This window comes from Dactylosporangium sp. CA-233914 (assembly GCF_050942935.1).
Lineage (GTDB): Bacteria > Actinomycetota > Actinomycetes > Mycobacteriales > Micromonosporaceae > Dactylosporangium.
Genome location: NZ_CP192030.1, coordinates 9790217 through 9813843 on the forward strand (window position 1 = coordinate 9790217; position 23627 = coordinate 9813843).

Genomic DNA, 23627 nt, shown 5'->3' on the forward strand with positions numbered 1-23627 from the left:
ATGGCGAACGGCCGGGCCCGTCCCGGGGGCACGCCGACCTCGCCCGCCGCTGCCCGACGCGGATTCCTACGCCAGCAGCGGGGGGAGCGGCGGGTTTTCGAACTGGGCGCTGACCTGTTCGACGATCTCCTCCGGGGGACAGTCGAGGATCGACTCCCCGAACCGGTCCACCGCGGCGTACAACTCGGGCCTCAGCTCAACGGCGTCGAACATCGCGTACAGCAGTTTGACCTTGGTATTGCCGCGCCCCAGCTTCGCGTTGTCCTGCTGGGTGAGAGCCAGGTCAAGATCGACCGCGTCCGGATGGGCCGCGATCTCCCCGAACTGGCGCAGCACCTGCGCGATCGCCGATTCCCACTCATAGGTTTTCGTCGACTGCTGCTCCCGCCGGCCGTACACCTCGAACAACTGCACGAACGCGAGCACCACGGCGGCGTTGCCCGTGGCGATCGCGCCGGCCATGAGATCCTTGCGCTGCTTCGGGCTCTTCTCGGCCTCCAGCCAGTCGTAGCCCCGGTCCGCACGGTCATGCGCGTCCAGAGTGAGCAACGCCCGGTGCAGCTTGAGCCACGCAGTCTGCCGGGGCCCCTCGGCACGCAGGTCGTCGAGATCCTGGGCGCGGATCTGTTCCCGGTTCTCCGCCAGGAACCGCCGCGACGCCGCCCAGTCGGGCGTGATCAACCAGTCGTCGGCAAAGCTGCTCGCCTCGTCGGCCCGCTTCCCGGCCGCCTTTTCACTCAACGGACCGGCGGGGCTGTCGCCGGTCGTCCCCGACTGCGCCGGAGCCTTGGGCGGCACACCGGCCGACGTGGTGCTGGTGTCCACGGCCGGGGTCGCCGGCGTCTCGGCCGTGGTCACAGCCGGCGTCTCGGCCGTGGTCACAACCGGCGTCACGGCCGCGATCACAGCCGGCGTCTCGGCCGTGGTCACAGCCGGCGTCTCGGCCGCGATTTCGGGCTCGTGCTTGGCGGGAGTTTCGGCGGTGCTGCCGGCCGGCGGCAGGGCAGGGGTCGTGACCGGGGGCATGACCGGCGCCTCGGGCGTATGCCCAGTCAGGTTTTCCGGCTTGTGGACGGTCGACGTTGCGGGCGGCGTCGCCGGTGTTTCGGACGTGCCCGCAGCGGGGGTTCTGGGCGATTGCCCGGCCGGAGGCGCAATCGGCGTCTCGGACCCGGGAGCGGCCGGGGTCTGCGGGCCGCGCTCGTCGCCGGCCACCACGCCCGCCGATGATGCTTCGGCCGCCTTGCCGGAACCGTCCGGCGACGGTACGTCTGCCGGCTTGGCGGAACCGTCCGGCGGCGGTGCTTCGGACGGCTTGGCGGAGGTGCCTGGCGCCGGTGCGTCGGACGGCTTGGCGGTGGCCTGCAGGGTCCGGCCCGCCGTGGTCAGGGCGGCCAGCACAGCCCCGACGGTCCTGGCCACGTCGGTGGCCTGCTGCGAGGCGAGCTGGGCGATCCGCTCGGCGGTCCCGTCGACCGTGGCGCTCGCCGGTCCGCCGTGCAGCAACGGCCGCGCCGGGGCGAGCAGGGTCGGCTCGATCCCCAGCTTCCCGGCCACGCCGAGCAGGAACTTCGGGTCGACCGACCACTCGTCGGCCAGCGCCGGGATGCCGGAGGGCACTGTTCCGATGGCGATGCCCATCCGGCGTACCCATGCGGGATCGGCCCCGAGGGTCGCGGCAAGCTCCACGATCGCCGCGTGGCGTAGGGCCGGGCGGTCGCGGAGGTCGTCGACGATCTCGCTCGCCGCTACCCCGATCCGCTCGGCCCACCACGGCGCGAGCGGAGCCCGGACGCTCCAGCTCGCCGCGTCGTCGTCGGCGTGGGCCACCCGCCAGATGCCGGCAGCCGCGGCGAGTTCGTCGGCGGTCGGGTTGCTCAGCCGCGCCTGGGCCAGCCCGTCCCGCGCGGAGGCCAGCCCATCGATCGCCTCGGCCAGCCACAGCGTCATCCCGACCGGCGCAGCGGCGGCGGACGGGTCGGCGGTGCCCGCCGCGGCCTGGGCGTCGAAGGCGGCCGTCGCCTGCGGGTCCATCGCCCGCAGGACCAGGGTGGCCAGCGTCTTGACGGCCCCCAGGTACCCGACGCCCGCGTCGAGCACCTGCCAGGCGCCCCAGGTCTCGCGAGCCCGCGCGGCAGCCGCGACATGCGGGGCCGGCACGGGCCGGTTCGCGTCGGCTTCGGTCTTCCAGGCCCGGCGCAGGTTCTCCAGCTCCGTGCCGGCCCCCGCCACCGTCTCGCGGGCTTCCTTGAGCCCGATCAGCTCCGGCGCCGGGGCGAGCTGACCCCGGCCCAGCTGCTCCTCGACGAACTCGCTCGCGGCGACGACGCGGGCCGCGACGTCACCAATCGACGCGTTTGCCCTGATCGCACCGATGATCCCGGCAGCCTGGTCGATGAGCCCGGCGGCGACGTTCACCACGGTGGGTGGCTCCGCATAGCGCCCCAACATCGCGGCGGCCGGCCCGACGGCGTTCACCGCCGCCTGCGCGGCCGCGTCGTCGACGGCTACGGCGCCGGAGCCGAGCCGGCCGGCCATGGCCCGCAGTTGGGCGGGGTAGAGGCCGGTCCGCCCCTGGCCGGCCGCCCCGCTGCCGGCCAGCCGGTAGAGCCAGGTCGCGCCGTCCCGGCCGGATCCGCCGGTCACGTGCCGGTCGACTTCGTCGGCAAGGTAGTCGGCGACCGTCCGCGGCTCGGGCCAGTCGGCCTGCGGCGTACCCCCGAGATCGTCGGTGATGCCCTGGAACAACATCAGGTCCCGGGGGTCGCGTCGCAGCGCCTCGGCCAGGGCCAGCAGCCAGCCCGGTTCCGCGCCGAACCGCAGCGCCAGGTTGGGTAGATCATGCGGTACCCGTCCGGTGTGGGCGACCAGCGACACCAGGGTGGCGGGCTGCTCCACCGACAACCCGGTCCCCACCAGGTCGACCGGACGGACCTCCGCCGCCGGCGGCAGGGCACGAAGCTGGTCCACGGCGACGCCCAGCCACGACGCCGCGGTCTCGAACTCCCGCTCGTCGCGCGTCCCACCGCCGGACCACGGCCGTATCGTGGCCACCGTGCCGGCCCGGCTGCCGGACGGCCCTTCGACGCCGGCACCGGCGGTGACCAGCTCGGTGATCGCCTGCTCGGCCCGGTTGGCGGGCACGTCGCCCAGCGCCTGGTACAGCAGCCAGTCGAGGTAGGGCGACGGTCGCAGGCCCGCCAACCGGCGGGGATCGAAGCCCAGCCCCGCGGTGAGTCTGATCCACCGGCTGATGACCTCCCGTGACCAGTACCCGCGGCCGGCCAACGTGTCGCGGACCCTGCTGACGACCTGTCCGCCGTCCGGTGCGGGCGCGCCGACCGGCCGCGCCACCTCGGACCGCAGGGCCAGCGCGACGTCGAGCGGCGTCGCCCCCCACTCGGTCGCGACGGCCTCCAGCACGGCCGGGCCCGACAGCCCGAGCTCGGCCGCCGCCGCGGCCAGGTCCATGACGGAGGCCTGCCGCGCGTTGTCCACGGTCGTGCGCGCCAGGTCCTCTGGCAGCAAGAGCACCAGCTCGGGGGTGATCCGCCGGTGCCACAGCCATTCGTAGGCCGCCCGGTCGCCGTGTCCGGTCCTCACCCGGTACGCCAGCTCGATGTACCACACCAGGTGGTTGTCGGTGGGCGCGAGCACGCCCAGGGCCGGGCGAAGCTCGTCCACCCACGCGCGGGCGTCCCGCACCGGCTCCCCGGGCCGCGCCGCGATACCCGCGAGCAGGTCACCGACGGCGTACTCCACCTTGGCCGGCGCCAGCGCCAACTCGGCGGACACCTGGTGCAGCACCGCCGGCGGCAGCAGCTCGGCGACGGCCGCCGGGACGGACGGCCCCGCCGCCGTCCCTTGCTCAGCGAGCTGCCTGACCGCCGGTGCGTCGGACAGGCGGGCAGGACTGCCGACCACCGTCTCATGCACTGCTCCGGCTTCCGGTGCGACGGGCTGACCCGGCGCCGTCTGCGCGGCGGCCGTGAACCACACCGGCGCGAGCGGCGCGTGCGTCGTCACCCGCAGGTCCGGACGCATGCCGAACCGGTCGATTCGCCACGAGCTCGACCACACACCGTCCAGGAGGTCCGGCGGGGGCACCGGGACCAGAAGGACTCGTGCGTCCGGCCGGCCGGCGGCGGTTCGTATCGCGTCGGCCAACCAGAGCATCGACGCCTCCGTGCTCCTCACCGGCGACGGGCCCACCGCGGGGACGACCGGACCGAGGTTGGCACCGACCTGGTAGCCCAGGACGACGGCCCCCGGATCGGTCGGCAAGGCCGGCCGTTCGTCCTGGCCCAACCACCAGTCCCCGGCGGGCCCTTCCTCGGCGGCGCGGACCAGTTCGACAATCCAGTCGTGGTCCTGCTGGAGCGCGTCACGCAGCGCGGCCGCGCGCACCGCCCCGGCCGTTGGCCGGCCGAGCTCGTGTGTCACATCCAACGCGCGCAGGAGACGAACCCGTGCCGGCACCGCAGCTGTTTCGGGGGCCAGGAGCGCCAGTTCGGCGGCCAGGTCGGCGGAGTCGACCCGCCAGGGTCCCTCCGGGCTACCACGCAGCGTGGTCAACAACCCCACGACGTCGGTCAGGCGTTCCTTGCTCAACACATCCAGTCCGGCCGCGACGGCCGTGGTGTACACGGCGTCGAGCAGGTCCACGGGTCGTGCCCGCGCCGGCAGACCGACCTCGCCGGCGAGCTCGCTCAAAGCCACTGCCGCCCGAGCATCACCCGGTTGCGTACCCGCGGCGGCCAGCACCCAGACAACCAGGTTGGACATCGTGAACCCAAGGCCCGAGGCAGACGTCACACGCTGATAGCGCGACGGGTCGACATCGCCGAACACGTCGTGTACGAACCACTCGAACCCCTCGGGAACACGCTGGCCGGCGAACGGCTCGCCGCCCGGCCACACCAGCGGCCTGGACAACGGCGGTTCCCACACGAACCGTTCCGCAGCCAGGAAGTTTGCCGGTTTCTGCTTGAGGTACTGCGAGACGCCGTCGGTCTCGGTCGGGTTCGCTCCCTCCGGCCGCACCATGAGCGAGCGGCCCCGGACCACGCTGCCCGGCGCGTCCATCAGCGACTGGACCAGCATCGGCAACCAGCCGAACCAACTCCCGCGCCTCGGCTCCGTCACACCGTGCTGCTGGTCAACGCGCCGCAGTGCCGCGACGACACTGCTCGGCGTCCCGTCCGCCTCGGCCAGATAGCCGATCCTCAAATGGTTGGTGCGCACGACCCCAGCCGACCACACCTCGCCGACGTCGCCGAGCCACAGCACGTCTTTGTTCACCAACGTGGCCGACGCCGCGAGCTCGTGCACCGCGGCCGTCACCGCGGCCACGTCGTCAGCCAGCTTCTCGAAGGCGACGGGCGACGGAAGCTTCAGGTGAGCGAGCTGCCCCGCGAGCTCGGCCACCAGACGCCGCTCGAATAGGAACTGCTTGGGGTCATCGTCGGCTCGTCCGAAGAGCCGGTTCGTCGTGCGGGTGAGATCAGCAAAATTCCGGCGCCAACCATCCGCACCATCAAGCTGGGTGAATTGCCGGCCCGCCACCAACCGCGACTGGTCCAAGCCCGCGATCCCGAACATGCGGGTCGTTGTCTGGGCCACATCGAGCAACGCCGTGCGGCGCGACTGCGCACCGGCAAGGCGCGCAATACCGATCCGGTGGGCAAGGTCGTCCAGCCGGTCGGCCAGTTCATCCAGCCGATCCGGCCGCTCGGCCAGCGCTTCGATCGTCGGCCAGCCGCCGGCGTCGTCGACCGCAAGTTCGATCAACGCGTCCAGAAGGTGCAGCACGCCGCGGGTGGGTTCGACGCCCTTCCATTCGACCGCGAAAAGCGCCGGGTCCACCGTTTCTTCGCCGAACAGCCGATCGAGGACGTCGCGGGCGGGTGTACCGGAAGGCACCGCTGCGGGGTGCGGCACCACCGGTCGGGGCGGCGGCTCGGTGATCTCGTTGTGCACATGAATCAGATCGGCCTGCTCGGCCCTGCCCACGACCCCCGTCATCAGGCCGGTCAGTTCCCTGGCGCGCATCGCGGTCCCCCACGGCGTGGGCCGGTCGGCCGTGCCGACCACCACAGCCTTCGGCCAGCGGTTCCCCACTGGCTCGGGACGATCCCGCGGCTCACCCCCGGTCCGCACCCAGAGCACCTGCCCGGTCATGACCGCCCGGCCGCCTGCGAACATGAGGTCGCGGGTCGGCTCGTCCACGGCGAGCGAGTGGATGTGTCCCCCCACGATCAACGTCGGCGGCCGATCGAGCCCGACCGGGAACACGTACTCGGTGGCCCATCCAGCCAGACCCAAGGTGGTGTTGGGACGAAGTGGCCACATGGCCCGATCGCCCTGCGGCTGGGATGCGAGCCCCGAGACGTGTACTCGCAGGTCCATACCCGACTCTTGAGCCAGGCCCGCTGCGGTCGTCGGCGCCATCCGCCAGTTCGGGGCCAGCTCCACGACGGCCAGGCCGCGAAGATTCTCGGGCAACTGCTCGATCAGGCGTCCGGCGTCGACCAGCGCCGCAGCGAGCGCGCTCCGACGCGCCTCGTCGTCCACCGACGTGCCGGCCGGCCGGCTCTCCGGATCGTCGACCATCATCACCACGCGCAGTCTCGCGCCGTCCGCGAGCCTCTCCGTGGCGAGTTGGGACGTCCGCTCCGCCGAGGCGCCGACGAACACACCAGCGGCGCCGATGGACAACGCCTTGCCGTCGGGCCGCCTGAGACTCGTCCGGGCCAGATCCTGCGACCAGTCACGGATCGAGCCCAGGTGTCGTAGGCCGAGCTGAACGTGCAGGACCTGGCGCTCTATGACCTCCGACTCGGTGAGCGCCGCCGCCAGGCCCAACTGATGCTGCACCGCCCGCAGGTCCGCCCATAGACGTTGCCGGATGCGCGGGCTGAGGCCCTCAACGCCGTCGGCCACCGCTATCGACGTCTCGGCAGTCTTGCGCGCCTTGTCCAGAGCGTAGAACAGCGGGAGCGTGTCCGGGTTGGTGCGGCGCTCCCGGAACAGGGCGAGCGCGACGGGATAGGCCGGGTCGTCGGGCAGCAACGGCTCGTCCCACGCCCGTGCCGCCCGGGCTTTGGCCTTGTCGTCCAGGGCCCAGGTGAACCGCTCAAAGAAATCGACGTTGCCGGTACCCGCGGCAAGGCGGTACAGGAGATACCACTGCACCGCATGCATCACTTCATGCAGGATGACTTCGAGCATCAGGTCAGGGTCGCCGGGCTGCACCGCCACCAGGCGCCCTTGGTACCGCCCGAGCATGCCCAACGCAGGGTCGAGAACGACCTCCAACTCTGGGATGTTCTCGATCGTGGTCAGGTAGTCCGCCAACTCCTGCAGCGCCGCCTCGGCGGCTTTCCGATCGTCAGACGCTCGTGCCAAGACCGGGTACAACTGCCGGGCCTTGGCGAACAGCCCACGCTGGATCTCCGGCCCGCTCGCCCGGAACACGGAGACATCATCACCGTAGTCATGCGAATCGATCCGATACGCCGTGGCGACGTCCATCCCTGACCGCTCGAACAGATCGCCCAGAGCGGACGTAAGCTCGTCCGACGGCGCCGTCACGCCGAGGATCGAAGCATACCGCCACCGGGTGAGCCAGACGGTGGTCCGACCACCCGGCTGGTCAACCACGTCGACGACTTCCCGCCCGCCCAGCACCTTGCCGTCACGGACCGCGTAGAGCACCTGACCGGCGACCGGCCGGAACGCTCCATCCTGCTCCCAGTACGGTTCCACCAGCTGCTCGCCGGCTACCGGGCGCCCCTTCGCTCCCGCCCGGCGCCGTCGCGGCCCGGCGTCGAACGCGATGTCCAACGGCGTGTCACCAAGTGCCCAGAGCACCGGCCCGGGCACCGTCTCCGTGGATGTGGACGCAGCTGTCCACGCCGGCAACGGCGACGACAACCGCGCCGGCTGACCCACAACCCCCGCCATGACCACGTCCCCGTCAGCATCGCGGGGCAACACGTATCGCTTCCGCAGTTCCTCCAACTCGGCGCGAGAGAGAATGTCCTTCGCGGCACGCGTGTACTCCCTGTATTCACCCCGAATAACCGTCCTGGCGCGGCCGACGAACACGGGTCGAACGTTCCGTTCGTCGGCCTTGCCGAACAGGACCTCGACCTCAGACCTCGACAACTCGCCCGGCGCGGGCACCCTGATCAGGTGAGTCGTCCCGTCCGCACTGTAGAGGACCGCGCCACGGCGCCCGACCGGCATGCGTTCGAGACTGAGCTCGACGTCGACCGGCCGCTGCCTGGTCCAACCCGCCCCCTGCCACGTGGCAGCCGTCAGCATGCGTTGCCTCGGATCAGCGAACCAGGGTTCGGCAGCGTCCTCGTCGCCGGCCTGCGGACTCGTCAGCGCCGGGACGGACAACGGCAGCACGGTTGTCACGGCCCGCCGTGGCGCCAAGTCGACCAGCTCGCGGTCGGTGAGCGTTTCCTCGCGGACCCACCGGAACTCCTCGACCACCAGTTGCACCCGCGCCTGGTCGACCCTCACCCTCCGGATGGCGTAGACCTGGCGAACATCGTCCGGGTCGGGCCGGCTGAACAGCAGCGCGACCGCAGCACCAACGAACGTGCCAGACTCGCCGACCTGGATCTCCCGCTGCTCGCCGCGCACGACGTAGGTGACGATCCCGTTCCTGTCCGGTTTGTAGCCGTCCACGAACGCCGCGAGGTTCGGCGGCCGCAACCGGGTCCAGTCAGCCCACGGGCGAAGGTCAATCCGTTGTCCGTCGGCGACCCGGCCGTACGACTCGCTCCCCGCCACCAGACCCGCCGCCAGCTCCGCCACCACAGCGTTCCACGCTCCAACCTCCTTGTACCACGCCAACGCCGCGCCGATCCGATCCCGCACCCCAGCCACCTGCGACGCCTGCGACGCCCCGTCGGCCTGGCCGTGCAACGCCTCCAACGCAAGCTCGAACGGGTGCGGCGGGAACAACACCACCGAACCCTCCACCCGCGCCCGCCAAACCGCATACCGCTCCCGAGCCAACGCCAGCACCGCCCGCACACCCACCACCGACCACGGCACCCACGCCGACCCAGACCGAACCTCGCCGGCCACAGCCCCGCCCGCGTCAGGAGAACCCGGCAAGCCGTGAACCACCGGAACGTCACGGCCACCCCACCCGCCCGGCATCACCGCCACCCCGGCACCCGCATCCACCGGCTGAACCAGGACGTACCTACCGCTATTGCCCGTCGGCAACGGACTCGGCCCCGGCTCGTACTCCTCCCTACGCCGCATCCCATCGGCATCGTGCTCAGTTACCACTTTGTGCGCGACCAGCTTGTACTCCACAATCGACGCCCGGCGGTCCGGCCACACCCAGTCCACCCACGGAGCCCGACGCTCCGGCCAGGCCAGATACACCCGCCGAGCGACGTACACCTTCCGCCGACCGGCCTCGTCCTCCGGCCGGCCGGTCTCGTTCTCCGGCGGGCCGAGGAGAACATCGATCGTGGCGTCCTGCCACGCGCCATCGATCGTCGTCACTACGGAGGTATCAAGCCGTTCACCGGCGATGGCGAGCGTAACTCGACCGTTGGCCCCTATCGGTAGGGCCTTCAGCGTGATCTCGACGGCGTCCGGCGGGCGCCGCGTCCACCCCCCAGGATAGTCCTGGCCACCCTGCGCGCCCGCGCCCTCTACCTCGTCCCGTCCGGCGCCCGCACCACCGCCGGGCTCGGGCTGGTACAGGTACTGATACTGCGCTACGAAATCCTTCAACCCCTCATCGGTCAGCACCACCCGGTCGATCCACACGAACTGTTCGACATCGCCGTTCGGCCACGAATCAGGAACCCGCCGCACGGCGAACACATCACGCACGTTTCCGTTTTTGGCCCGGCCGACGCGCAGCCTGACCGTGCCACCCAGCGCCTCGCTCCTCCTCACGACCCCCAGATTGCGTTGGACCTTGGCAACGATGAACTTGATGCGACCATCGTCGTCGATCGGGAAGTCGGCATCGACGGGAACCGTGTCCTCCGGGAGCCCTGTAGTCCATGCACTGTTGCCCGGCACCTCCCAGACGACCCGCTCCTCGCGCAGCTCCCGGAATGTCGCGAACTCGGCATCGGTGAGCGTTTCCTCCCGGCCCCACCTGAATTCCTCCACCACGCCTTCCGACCCGCGGAAGACCCGCCGCACGACGAACACATCGCGACCAGCTCCCTCACGGGGATGGGCGAACGCCAGACTGACCACACCATCCAACGCCTTGAACCGCTCCCCGACATGGATTCCGTGTCTCTCACCACGCACCCGCAATTCGACAGAACCGTTCTTTTCGATCCTGTAGCCGTCGAAAGTGGCCGCGATGTCCGGCGGCTGCTCAATGGTCCACCCCGCCCAATCGCGCACCCTGTCAGGTACACCGACCTGATCCCTGACGGATGCGGCGACGCTCTCGCCCAGACCAGCGCCCGGCTCCCCAGCCGCCCCGATCCGGAGGTCCAGCGGGTTGACCGTCGCCGGCCCGCTCGCCGGTTCCACACCCGGCCCCACGGCACCGCCAGCGGGTCCCCCAGGACCGTACTCGTCCAGCGGCCCCCACGACGGACCCACGACAGGCGAACCGGCGCCCGAAGACCCGGACGCAGGAACGTCGTCAAACCCATCCGGCCACAGACGTGCGTCGTCCACAACGGACGCAGGCCGGTCGACCACCTCACCGGACAAGTCCAGCCCGGCGCCCGGACCCCCAACCAAGAGCAGGTCCAGCGGGTTGACCGTCGCCGGCCCGCTCGCCGATGCCACACCCAGCCCCACGGCACCGCCGACGCGCCCCCCTACAACCTCCCCACCCCCCTCCAGCATCGCCCCCCACGACCGACCCGCAGCAGGCGAACCAGCGTCCCAAGACCCAGATGTACCACCCTCGTCAGACACATCCGACAAACCAAACAGATCCTCGTCGTCGTCCACAACGGACGCGGACTGGTCGACGACCTCGGGCGGGTAGGCGAGCCGAACCTCCCGCCTATCGAACATCAACCCACCCGGAGTACGTTCCACCGACTCCACCCGCGAACGCAGGTCCGCACCGCTCCCAGGGTTCAACCGCTGAATCTGACCACCGAACCGGATCCACGTTCCCGACCTTGGGTGCACAAAGCCCCCCTGACCGAATGCGAACCAAACACTATCCAGCACATCGTCGGAATCCGACCAGCGCACCGCACCACCCTCATACACCTCCAACACTCCGCCCGGACGGGTCCCGCTACCAGCCACCACCACCGGCCAACCCACACCGGCCTCAGCCACCGACACCAACCGGACCTGCCCACCCACAACAACCGGCCCCGGCCCCGACTCCGCAGACGCAGACGCCACTATCCCCGGCCGCAACGGCGACGACAACCGCGCCGGCTCGGGTGCAGGTGGCAACGACGACGGCTGAGCAACCACGGTGTCGGTCCGGCCTGACCCGTTACCGCTCGCCGCGTCGCCGGTCTCGGCGCTTGCGGTGGCGGCCGTCGAGACGTCGACGGCCGGCGGCGGCTTGACGATGTCGCCGGTCAGATCGGTCGGCATCTGCCGCAGCCGCCGCTCGGCGTATTGCGGCACGATCTCCGCGGGCAGGCGCTGGTACTCGTTCTGCAGGGTGGCGTACGCGGCTCGGGCGCGCGCCACCGCGGCGTTCGCGCGGGCGACGTCGAGGGGGTCGGCCTTCGGGTCGGCGCGGCGCTCGACGAAATGCGCGGTCGCGTCGTCCACCGCCACGTTGGCCACGGTGAGCTCATGCAGCAGGACTCTTGTGCGTCGCACGGCAGCCTTGTCGAACAGGGCCGTGTGCAGACGCTCCGCCTCGGCGAACTCCGCTGATCCGGGAACCAACGGGTCCTGCAGCGCCACCTTGCGGGCGACCGGGCTGAGCTTGCCGAGCTCCGCGCTCGTGCGCCCCTGCGAAGCGAGCCAGTTCAGGTAACGGGCGATCAGGTAGTACTGCTTCAGGTGCTCCCACTCGTGGAACAGCGTGGGCGTGCGGGAGTAGAACAGCTCCTTCCAGTACCCGGGGGGCATCTGCGCCTTCGGGTCCTGAGTGGACGGTTCCTGGTAGATGTCCACGACCCATTTGAGGTAGTTGAACTCGCCGTCGATGCGGCTCTTGAAGACGTCCAGCCGCAGCGGCAACGGGACCTTCGCCTGGCGCGGGTTGGCGGCAACCAGGTACTTGTGGGCCTCCTCCACGCCCCGTCGGTAGTCCTCGACCGTGGACGCGTCGGTCATGCCGCGACCGATCGCGACGACCATGTCCCAGTAGTCCGCCAGGTCCTGGTCGCTCGGTCTGGTGTCGTTGTCGGCCGGCAGCGGTGCGGGTTCGGAGGTCAGCTCCATGATGTGCAGGTTCCGCGCGGGGAACCCGGTCAGGCTGAGCGCGCGGTCCACCAGCGTCCAGATCGACTCGGGAACCGCTGCGCCCGGGGTACCGATCGCAAGCACCGGCCCGGTGGAGCTGCTCGTCGCCGGTAGCGGTGCGCCTACCGGCCCCAGGAACGCGCCACGGTCCAGGGCGGTGATCTGCCAGCCGTCCGGCACCGGCAGCAGCTCCTCGCCGGCGCGGTGACTCGACGGACTGTCCAGTTGGTACGACAGCGTGGCGGCCTCGAACCAGGAGACCGCCTCGACCGCGGGGTCGGTGGGCGTCGCCTCGGCCGCCCGGGCGCTGCCGCCGGCGGCCGGATCGGTGGCCGGGGCGCTGCCGGTGGTCTGCGGGTCCGCGGGCGTCGCCTTGGCGGCCCGAACCCTGCGCAACTGCTCGACGAACGCCTCGGGGGCCGGTCGGCCCGTCCGGGCGTCGAGCAGCGCCACCGGCTTGCCGGGCAACACGCCGTACTGGGTCAGCAGGTCGTTGAACGCGGACGGCTCGTACCGCTGCCCCCACGCCGTCACCACCGCGCCGCCGGAGTCGCTGAACCCGGCGGCCACGAGTTGTGCGTCCTGCCGCGGCATGCGGATGAACCGGGAGAGCTGGGCGGTCGTCACCCCGGCGACCGGCACGTAGAGCCCGGCCGGAAGGTGGGCCGGGCCGGTCAGCCGGGCGGGCCGGAACCCGTACCCCTGCTCGCCCCGCAGCCGCACCAGGGTGGGGCGCGGCTCGTCGGCGTCGGTCTCGACCCCCAGCGTGGTCACCGCGCCGTTCGGGTGGACCACGTCGACCGTGAGGCCCCACGCCCTGACCGCGAGCTCGAGCGCCATCTCACCGGCCGGACCGCCGGTGGAACGCGGCTCCTCGAGGTCCGCCGCGATCCGCACGGCCTGGGCGGGGCTGATCCCGAGGTCCGCGAGGCCGTCGGGGCTCCACCGGAGCCGGCCGGCGACCGACTGCCGCATGTCCTGCGGGGTCACCTCGGTGATGCCCTCGTCCCGGAGTATCGCTTCGATCCACCGCGGCGCGGCCTGCTGCAGCGAGTGCCAGAGCCCGTCGCCGTCGATCGGGGTGCTGATCACCGCAAGGCCACGCGCCCGCAGCGCCATCGACTGCGCGAAGCTGACCCTGGGCTCCCCGCCCGGCCGCGCCGGCGGAGCCACGTCGACCCGCTTGTTCAGCCGGCCGGCCACACGCGGATGGCCGGCCGCGACGCGCGGGACGTACCCGAACCCCTCGACCTTGGACACGCCGGCGAGCTGCACCGTGACACGCGCCGGATCGTCGACGTCGTGCCGCAGCCTGCTGATGCTGCCGTCCGGGTTGAGCACGTCGAGGTCGAGGTCGAAGGCCATCATGACGACCTGCGGCGCGATCTGGCCGGCAACCGCGGCGGTGCTGCGCGGCGTGGCCAGGTCGCGGGCGGCCTGTTCGGCGCGCCGGCGGTCGATGCCGAAGGCAGCGTAGTGCTCGGGCCGCCGCTCGAAGTCCCGCAGGAAATCCTCGGACGCGAACCCGCGCATCCGTTCGACGGTCACCTCGCCACCGCCGAGCCTGCGCGCCACCACCTCCGGCGCCCGGTCGAGCACCGACCGGAACAGCCCGTCCCCGTCGGTGCGGACGTTCAGCAGCACCTCGCCACGCTCGCGCAACGCGGACACCTGCGCAGCGGTCAGCCAGGGCAGACCCGGTGCCGGCCGGTCGAGCCGGTCGCCGATCGGGCGGACGCCGAGTTCCCTGCTGAAGCTGTACCAGGGGAAGGCCCCGTCCCGCTCCGGCGCCGGACCGCTCTCGGCCTCCGTCAAATGTTCCGACCCCAGTGTCCGGCCCCGGGGAACCACATAGCCGCTCGGCGCCACCACCCCACGGACCGGTCCGTCGGCCAACGCGCCCGCCAGACTGGTCCCTCCCGCGTTCAGCCGGGTCGCGGCCGGGTCGAGGAACAGCACCGCAACCTGGCCGTTGAGCTCCGGCGGGCCGCCCGGCTTCGTCAGCACCTCCCGCAGGCCCGCGACGGTGAGCGGACCGTGCAGCGTCTCGACCGTCTGCGCCTCGACGTCGACCCGGCCCGGCACGACCACGAGCGCTACACCGGACGGCCTCGGCATCGAGGAGGCCAGCGCCGCGGCCCGGTCGGCGGTCTCCACATCCGGCCGGTCGACCGACGCGGGCAGCGTGAACAGCCGGTACCCGGTCCGGACCGGCACCAGCCCGGACTCCAGACGCGGCCGCAGGTCGGCCGGGCTCGGCGTGGTCGCCGCGACGGGTCTCGGGACGGCGAACCCACGCCACCCCGTCTGCGGCCCGTCCTCCACGGCGAGGCCGGAGCTGCCGGCCGGCAGGAACAGGTCGTTCGCCGTGATCTCGCCGGAGACGCGCTGGTTGGGCCAGTTCACCAGTCCCCGGCCGCCGGTACCCAGGATCCGCTCGTTGATCCGCTGCATCTCGGCCTGGGTGAACTGCTCACCACGGCCGGGAATCCGGACGAACGCCGGCTCGTTGGTCGCCGCGCGCAGCCCTGTCACGACGCGGTTGACGGCGGCGAGATCACCCTGGTCGCGCAGGTCGATCGACGGGTCGAGGTACAGCACCGCCCGCCCGGGGTAGGCCTGGGCCGTCGTCGCCGAGCGCAGCGCCGCTGCCGGGTCCGCCCCGTCCCGGTGCAGGACGAACTGGCTGATGCCCGGTACCACGGAGATGTGGTAACCCGCTCCGGCCGCGGACTGCAGGCGCGGCTGCACTGTGATGCCCCAGATCGTCGGCTCCGCGACGGGCAGGCTGACCGACGCCGGCCGGGGCGACGACAGCGGCGGCTCGGGCGGCGGCGGCGCTTGCGTCTGCGGCGCCGACATGTGACGGTCCGGCGTACGCGGCGCGGGTTCCACCGTTGACGACCCGCTCGCCGGTAGCTTCGCTGCGACCGTGTTCGAGGGCCGCGACGATGCCGGTGTCGTCGGGCGGGTCGAATGCGGCGCCGAGACCGGATCGCTGGAGACCGAGTCGCGGTCGCCCCGGCTGCCCGGCAGTTCCTGATTCGCGCCCTGCGGCGCCCGGTCCTCCCTGAGGTGCGCGACGTGCGCGGGATCCTCCAACTCGGTGCCGCTGCCGCCGGGGTCGCGCTGCTGGCCGCCGCCGGTACCGCTGCCGCCGGCAGGGTCCGACCCGCGGACAGCCGGCGCGCTTTCCTTTTCCTTCGGCGCGCCCCGCTCGCCCTGCGCCCGGCCCGATAGGGAGGCATCGCCCGCCGGCCGGTCCTCGACGAGCGTGACAGGCGGGTACTGCTCGACCTCCACCTGCGAACCCTGGCCTGTCGAGCGGGCCGCAGTGCCCCCACCGCCACCGGCGCCGGGCCCTCCGCCGCCGCCGTTACCGCGGCTCAGGACCTGGCCGCCACCGGACTGGGCGCGGGTGCCGAAGCTGAACTGCCCGGCGTCCGGGTCGTACTGCAGTTGCCTGATCGGCAGCTTCCCGGTCCACGAGTCCCGCAACCGGCCATCCTGCCCGAGCCGCAGGTCCGTGAGCTCACGAACCGGGGTCATGCTCCTGCGGTCGACCGCGGCGGTGCGGATGTTCACCGTCATCACGTCAACGTTTTCGGGCGCGACGAGCACCTCGCGGGTCTGGCCGGTGTCCCGGTCGACCGTGTAGTACCGCGTCCGCCCGTCCGCGCCGGCGCCCTCCTCGCCGGCCCTGGTCCCGCCGGACCGGACCACCTTCACCAGTACCCACTGCTTGGCCTTGGGGTCGTAGACCAGCGGCCGGACCTCCGCGTCGCCGGGCCGGAGCATTCCTCCCCGCAACACCGCGCCCGGACCTTCCGCAGACCGGCCCGGCCCGGAGCCCTCGATCCGGCGGCCGGAGGCGTCACCCGCCGGACGGATCACCCTGCCGAGCAACTCCTCGCTGTACCCATTGCCGTACGCGGCACGGTGCCAGCCTGCGTCCCGGTGCGGGCCGGGCTCGGCGAGCAGGTAGAAGTAGTCGCCGTTCGGTTCGATGCCGTCGTCGGAGCGCACCGGAGCCCGGTTGTACGTGCGCAGGTACATCCCGCCGTTCTCGGACAGCCGGAACATCTGCACCTTCAGCGCGGGCTCGGCTTCGACCGGGCCCCGCCCGGGGATCTCCTGCTGCTTTGCGGCGATGACCGTATCCAGCCGCTTGGTCTTCGGTTCGACCGTGATCAACGTCGTGGTCTTGTCGCCGAACCCCGCAAGCTTCGTACTGCCGTCGGGGCCGATCACCTTCCGCCTCGCCCACAGGGAGCCGGGGGCGTCGTAGGTGTCGAACGGACGCATGTCGACCAGCTTGGCGCCGGACCCGACCCGCGCCGGCCGCAGTGCTCCGGTCGCCGGATCGAACTCCTCGAAGATGTAGCGACCCCGGCCGAGATCAAGCCTGCCCGCCGAGGTGTCCGGCTCCCCGTCCAATCGGCGACCGGCGTCGATACCCGGTTGCGAGTTCTCCGACAGCGTGGCGATGTACCGCTGGCCGCTGGCGTTGTCGGTCATGACAAACTGCCGGCCGTGGTCCGGCACCGCGCTGGTACCACGCGGGACAGACTTCAACGGATCGGTATCGTACGCTGCCACCGGCCGCACGACGTCCGGCATGGACCCGGCAGGCCCGGCCGAGGCCGACCCGCGGGCACCGGACCCACCGCCCTCCAGCAAGTGCTCGGAGGGCTCGGCGGGGCCGGTCAGCCTGTGGCCGGGGACATCCTTGTTCTCGAATGCCCCGACCGCCTGGTCCTGCGCCTGGTCCAGACGTCCGTGGTACTCGAACCGGGGGCCGAGCCCTCGGACGAGGTGGTCGACCCCGTAGGGCACCGGCGGCGTCGAGCGCAGCCACGCCTCCACGTCGAAGTTGGTGTCCGGGCCGAAGATCCGGCTGTGGAAGTCGTCCACCACATCGCGTTCGTACGCCTGGTAGACCCGCTCCCGGGCGGGCGCCGTGAAGTGGTCACCCGGCCCGGTGCGCTGCTCGTTGAGCTCCCGCAGGGCCTCCTGGTCGCCGCGGCGCAGCAGCGCGTCGCGTACCGTTTCGAGCCGGGTGCCGGCCACGATCGCGTTGATACGGTCCCGCAGCTTGGCCAGCTTGGCCTCGACGGCGGCCGGCTCGAACACGCGGGCGTCCAGCGCCTCTCGCGCCTTGGCGACCGCATCCCCCACCGCGCGTCGCGCGTCGGCCGCCGCCCGGCCGACCGAGCCGGACGCGTCCAGTCCGCGCCGCTCCGCCTCCATCGCGCCGGCCCGCGCCGCGGCGCCGATGACGACCAGCGCGTCGGCGGCCAGCCGACTGGCACCGACCGCGAAGACGGCCCGGCCGGGCACGCCGTCCAGCAGCTGATTGACGGCGAACCGGACGCGGCGGAGCATCGCCTCGTCGACCTTCGGCGGGTCGGCCACGAAGCCGGGCGCCCGCTCATCCACTATGGACCGAGCCCCGCCCCGGACGATCCGCACCAGGTCGGCCTTCTGATTGTCGCTCAGCGGGTCGCGCAGTCTCGGCTCCAGCATGGCCGGCTCCGTCATCCGCTCGACCATGTCCAGGACCGGCTGGGTCTCCACCAGATACGTGATGCGGTTCCGGATGGCCGGCGCGAGGTCCTGGAACCCCAGCTCGATGGTGCGGGTCCAGCGCTGCGGGTCGGTCACGGCCCGCATGATGTACCTGGGCGCCCACAGGTTCAGGTACTGCTCGCGGGCCGCGTCCATCGCCTCCCGCCGGGCCGCGGTGACCCGCTCCGGGTCGACGACCGCCGGCCGCCCGGCCATGGCGTCGGCGAACTGGGCCGCGGCGCGCTCCGCCATCCGGTCGGCGCCCTGGTGCATGACCCGGTAGACCGGCAGCCGGTCGACCATCTCGGCCAGCTTGCCGGCGGCACGGTCCCAGTTCCCGGCGGCGCGGATGCCCTGCAGCTGATCGGTGGCGGCCTCGGTCCAGGCGCGCAGCGCGGGCTGGGAAACCGTCTCCGCCTCGCCTTCGGCGTGCCACTGCCGGTACGCCTCATTCGCCCGCGCCGCGATCTGCGTCTCGCCCACGCGCTCCCGCAGGCCGTTGCGGAGGTCGTCGAGCAGCTCCCCGTAGCGTTCCTGCCAGGCCGCGCGTTCCGTCTCGGACGGCGCCCGGACCTCATCGGCGCTGCGCCCCATCGCCTCGGCGAACTCGCGGGTCGCGGCCTCGCCGAACCGCCCAAAGGTGTCCGCCACCACGGCGTCACCCAGCCGGCTCGCCCCGGGAACCTCGCGATGGACCCGGGCGAAGTCGACCGTCAGGTTCGGGAAGTCCCGGTCGAGCAGCGTGGCGGTGCCGATCCGGTCACGCAGGCCATCGCGGAACGCCTCGGTCGCCTGGCCCAGCGCGGAGCGCCAGTCCCGGTCGCCGAGCGGGTCCCGGTCACTGAACAGGCCGTCGTTCGTGGCCTCGGCGTTGTCGGCGGCGACAGTTCTGGGCAGGAACGGCGGCGCGGTGTACGGCACGGTCTTCGACGGCTCGGTCAGGGGGACGCCGGCCTGGGAAAGCTCGGGGGTGGTGGTGGCCGACGAGTTGTCGTCCGGCCGGGACCTCGGCGGCCTGACGAGCTCACCGCCGGGCTCGTGCGCCGGCCGGACGAATGGGTTGTCGGACGATCGCAGTTGATCGTCGAGGCGCTCGTACGACCGCAGAGCATCGGCATCGGTCTCGCTGGACCGCACCGACTCGGTGTCGAAGTCGGCCGATCGAACGGACTCGGTATCGACCGATCGAACGGACTCGGTATCGGGCTCGGACGGCCGCGTCCGTCCGTCCCGCAGCGCCGCAGGAGGTGCGGATAGTGCCGCAGGATGCGCGGACGACGCCGCGGGATGCGCGGACGGCGCCGGCGGCTCGTTCGGCGTGGCCGGCCGCGCCTTCGGTTCGGCGGGCTCCGACTGCGGCTGCGGGCGCGCCGGCTCGGGCGTCAGACCGGCCCGGACCATCGCGATCCGGGCGTCCTCAGCCAGCCGTGCCGCCCGGCCCAGTTCGTCGCGCACCAGCGTCTCGGCCGTCGTGACGATCGCCTGCTCACGCCTGAGGAACGCGGTCCGCTCAAAGACCTTCAGCTGCGCGTCGCGCGGCTCCACACCGGCCTGCTGCCACGGGGTGAGCTCGTTCCAGCGGTGCTCGTAGTTCGCGTACGCGTCCGCCCAGTCCCTGATCGCCTGGTCCGCCTTCACCCCCGGGTACGCCTCCTGCCAATCCGGGTCGTTCGGGCGCGGCGTCGGCGTTTCGAGGAACCTATTCCGGGCCGCCAGAAGATCGGTGCTCAGCTCACGCACGGTGTCTTCGACGCGGCCAGGATCGATGTCAGCAGGCCTCGGCCCGACCACCACAGGACGCAGGTCCAATGCCACACCTTCGCCCCGGAGCTGCTGGTAGAGCGTCTCCTGCAAGGGAGGCAGCGGCTCCGGACCCAGAGACGACAGCCCCCTGTCCCGGAAATCGGTCAGCATGTCCAGCCGCTGGTTCGCGTCCTCGCGCGCCCGCGCCGACGCCTCGTCCACCACCCGGGTCTCCGCGGTCATGGCCACCTGCCGCGCGGCGTCGTTGATAGCCCCGGCCAGCCCCTGCCGCACGTTGCCGATCAGCGCCCGTTCGGTCGCGAACCGGGTCAGCTCGGCGTCGGCCCGCGCGAAAGCCGGGTCGGCCGTGAGCTGCTCACGCCGTACGTCGACACCCAACTCCCGCAGCCCTGACACCCGCTCGTTGATGGGCTCGAAGGTGAGCCGGTGGGAGTCAGGGCCGTGCTCGCCCGTACCCGGCACGATCGGGCGCGTGCCCAGCACCTGCCAGTTCGTCCTGCGGACGACCGCGTCGCGCTCGCCGTCCAGCTCCGACTGGCGCCGCTTCAGCGCGTCCGCCCGCTGCTGCTTGACCTGGTAGTCGGCCCGCAGCGCCTCCGCGTCGGGCGGCCGGGTCTCCCCACCCGCCGGCCGCTCGGCGCGCGGCGCGGGCGTGGTCGCCTTGATCGGCGCCGCACCCGGCTCAGCCCCAGCGCCCGCCGCCGTCGCTCCCGCACCGGATGGCCGGCTCTCCCCACCCGCCGGCCGCTCGGTGCGCGGCGCGGGCGTGGTCTTGGTCCAAGCCGCGCGGCCGTCGATGAGCTTGGCGCCGTCGCCGAGCGTCTGGCGCACCGAGGCTTCATGCTTGTTCATCGCGTCCCAGGCGAGCTCGCGGTCGCCGAGCTGCGACCGGGCACTCACGCCCGTCGTGTTCGCAACCTCGTCGCCGGGCCGGGAGACGGCGGTCGGCTCGGTGCGGCCGGCCTTCGCTTCGATGCCCTGCTCAATGCTCCCGCGCTGCTCCGCCCGGATCTTGTCGATGTTCTGGTTGATCCCGCTCATCGGGTCGTCGAGCCGAGTCTTCGGCGTGACCAGGTCACGCTCCGGCGACGCCGTCTTCAGCCAACCCGGCACGTCCGGGCCGCGCTCCAGCACGATTTCGTCGTCCCTGGGCCGGCCGTACGCCGGCGCCGGCTCCTCGGGCCGCTTGCCGGCGCTCTCGTGCGCACGCGCTCCCTTGATGTCGGTGTTGGGCAGGTCGGAGTACCTCGGTGCGGGCACGCGGACCCGGTTAACCTGGATGTCCGTCCCGCCGGCACGGTCGAGGGCGGCCGGTGCCAGGTCCGAGCCCGTCTCGGCCCCGGCGCCCTTCGCCGTCGCCGTCTCGGTGCCGATCCCTGTCTTCGGTGTGCCCAGGTCGCGCTCCGGCGACGCCGTCTTCAGCGAAGCCGGCACATCCGGGCCGCGCTCCAGCAGGGGGTCGTCCCCGTGCTTGCCGTACGCCGGCGGCGGCTCCCCGTCCATGGCGGTGCCGCGCGCACCGGGGGGCACCGCGCGCTGGTCGGGCGCGGAGGAGTGGCTGACACCATCGGCCGATCCGCGGTTGGTGCCCCTCCCTGCGCCGCCCGACGAAACGCCGCTGTCCCGGACCGACGAGACGCCGCTGTCCCGGACCGACGAAACGCCGCTGTCCCGGACCGACGGGCGGTCACCGCCGAGCCGCTTCGTCCCTTCGCCGGTCGTGTGGTCCGTACGCGCCACGGTCTTGCTGACGGTGGTACCGTCCGCCGGCGTCGTGGTCGCCTCGGCCGGCGAGCTGCGGCCGACCGTGGTCGCCCGGTTCGTTGCCGGGTTGGTGGTACCGGAACTGTCGGAATGTGAGCCCGACTCCTGAACGCCGGAGCGTTGCCCCGGTGGCTTGCTGGTGACCGTATTGCCGGTCTGCAAGTCGGCCGCCGGGTGTTCCCTGGACGGGTTCGTCCTGACGACGGAGCCGATCTCATCGACCTGCGCCGGCCGCGCCTGCGCGGGCCCGGCCGGACCGGACACATGCTCGGCACCTGACGGGCTCGCCGAGCCCGGCCGACCCGGCGGCTGCGCCCCGGGGCCCACGGCGTGCACGTCCCCCCGCAGCGCCGTCGACGACGTGCCGGTCGGCGAGTCGGCAACCGGGCGTCCCCCGGACGGATTCGTCCCGACGACGGAGCCGATCTCATCGACCTGCGCCGGCCGCGCCTGCGCGGGCCCGGCCGGACCGGACACATGCTCGGCACCTGACGGGCTCGCCGAGCCCGGCCGACCCGGCGGCTGCGCCCCGGGGCCCACGACGTGCACGTCCCCCCGCAGCGCAGTCGGCGGCGTGTCCGACGGATTGTCGAGGTTGGCGGGCTGGGCGCGCTTTTCGGCCGGACCGGACGCGGCCGGACCGGACGCGGCGGGGCCGCTGCTGGGGGTCTGCTTGACCGGTGTCGCCGGCATGTCGCTGCCGCCGTGCCCCGGCGGGGTGGCCGGGCGGTTGTTCGGGGCCGACTCCCCACCCCGGTTGCCGTTGACCGGGCCGTCCTGGGGCGCAGTCGGGTCGGCCCCCGCCCCTCTGGGCGGCTGCGGTTTGGGCGGCGGCCCGGAGCCGGGCATCGACGGGTTGGCGTCACGACCACCGTTCACCTGGCGCGCCGGCTCGCTGGACGGCGTGTTGCGCGCGACGGTCTGCTCCCGTGGCGGTTCGCCGGCGCCGGGGTTACGCACCTGCGGCGGCGGATTCTCGCTGCCGGCGCTGGAGACCGAGGTGCTGCGATTCGGCGGCGGCTCGCCACCGGCGCTGGACACCGACACCCGATCGGAGGGCTTGTCCGCGCGGTTCTGCGCGACGATCGGGGACGGACTGTTCTGCGTACCGGTATCGGCGGCCGCGCGGACCTGCGGCGTCGAGCGTGACCCGGGCGGCGCCTGCCCCGGTGTCGTGAGTGCCGAGGAACCCTGCTCGCTGGAAGGCGACACCGACCTCGCCGGCGTCGGCGACCCCTTCGGCGCGGGCGTCGTCGACGCCGCCGAGACCGACTCCGGCGACCGGACGTTCGGCGTCCGGGGGCCGCCTCCCGGGAATGCCGAGATGGCGTCGCTACCGGCGGCAGACGACGACCGGCCTCCGGCGGAGTCGATACCCTTGCTGCCGGAGCTCCCGCCGCCGAAGCTCGACGTCTCTGAATTCGACCCGCTGGCCGTGGTCTTCGGGACCGGAACCCTGGTCCCCGATCCGCCGATGCCCTTGCTTGGGGCGATGAGGCCCGTTTCGGACACCAACCAGCCGCCGACCAGGCCGCCGACAACTGCGTCGATAGCCGTCATCCAGCTCGGGGCGATGTCGTCCATCCCGGCGATCGCCTTGGATCCCATCTGTGAAGCGATGGAAATGCCGGTCTCGATCGACCCGAAGACGACGAAGCCGGAGGCGAACTTGGCCAGTCGCTCCGGCACGGTCAGGAACCTGGACGCCGCCATGATGATCCCTCTGGCGATGGCGTTGATCAGTGCGCCGAGCATCGCCCCCAGGCCCAACGTGAGCAGCTCCAGGATCACCCCGATGATGGCCATCCACATTGCCTGCTTGAGGGCCTTCTCGATCTCGTCGGCCTGTTTCCGCAGGGCGGCCACATACGCATCGATGTTCTTGATGGTCTCGGACAGGCGTGACCCCATGTCCACGCCAGCCTTCTGCACGAGCGGGCCGGCCGTGCCCTGCCAGCCGGTCCCGGCCAAACTCGCGGCGAGCGTCCCCTGCAGACTCCGCAGCGCCTTGCCCTGGTCATCGAAGAGCTGGGCCAGCTCTCGAAGACGCGCCGGATCCGGCTGCTGCATCGCAGCGCCACTACCCACGGCTACACTCCCGAACGGTCACCGCGATACGA

At 72.2% G+C, this 23627-nt stretch carries 1 protein-coding gene; it reads right to left on the bottom strand.

Going from position 1 to position 23627, the window contains the following annotated elements; genetic code table 11:
• Window positions 1-66 precede the first annotated feature (66 nt).
• Window positions 67-23577, bottom strand: a complete 23511-nt coding sequence (locus ACQPY0_RS43440) for a hypothetical protein (protein WP_432974607.1) — start codon at window positions 23575-23577, stop codon at window positions 67-69.
• Window positions 23578-23627: the final 50 nt, after the last annotated feature.

Coding starts and splice junctions, on each gene's coding strand:
- ACQPY0_RS43440 (WP_432974607.1), bottom strand. CDS start 23,577: ATGCAGCAGCCGGATCCGGCGCGTCTTCGAGAGCTGGCCCAGCTCTTC.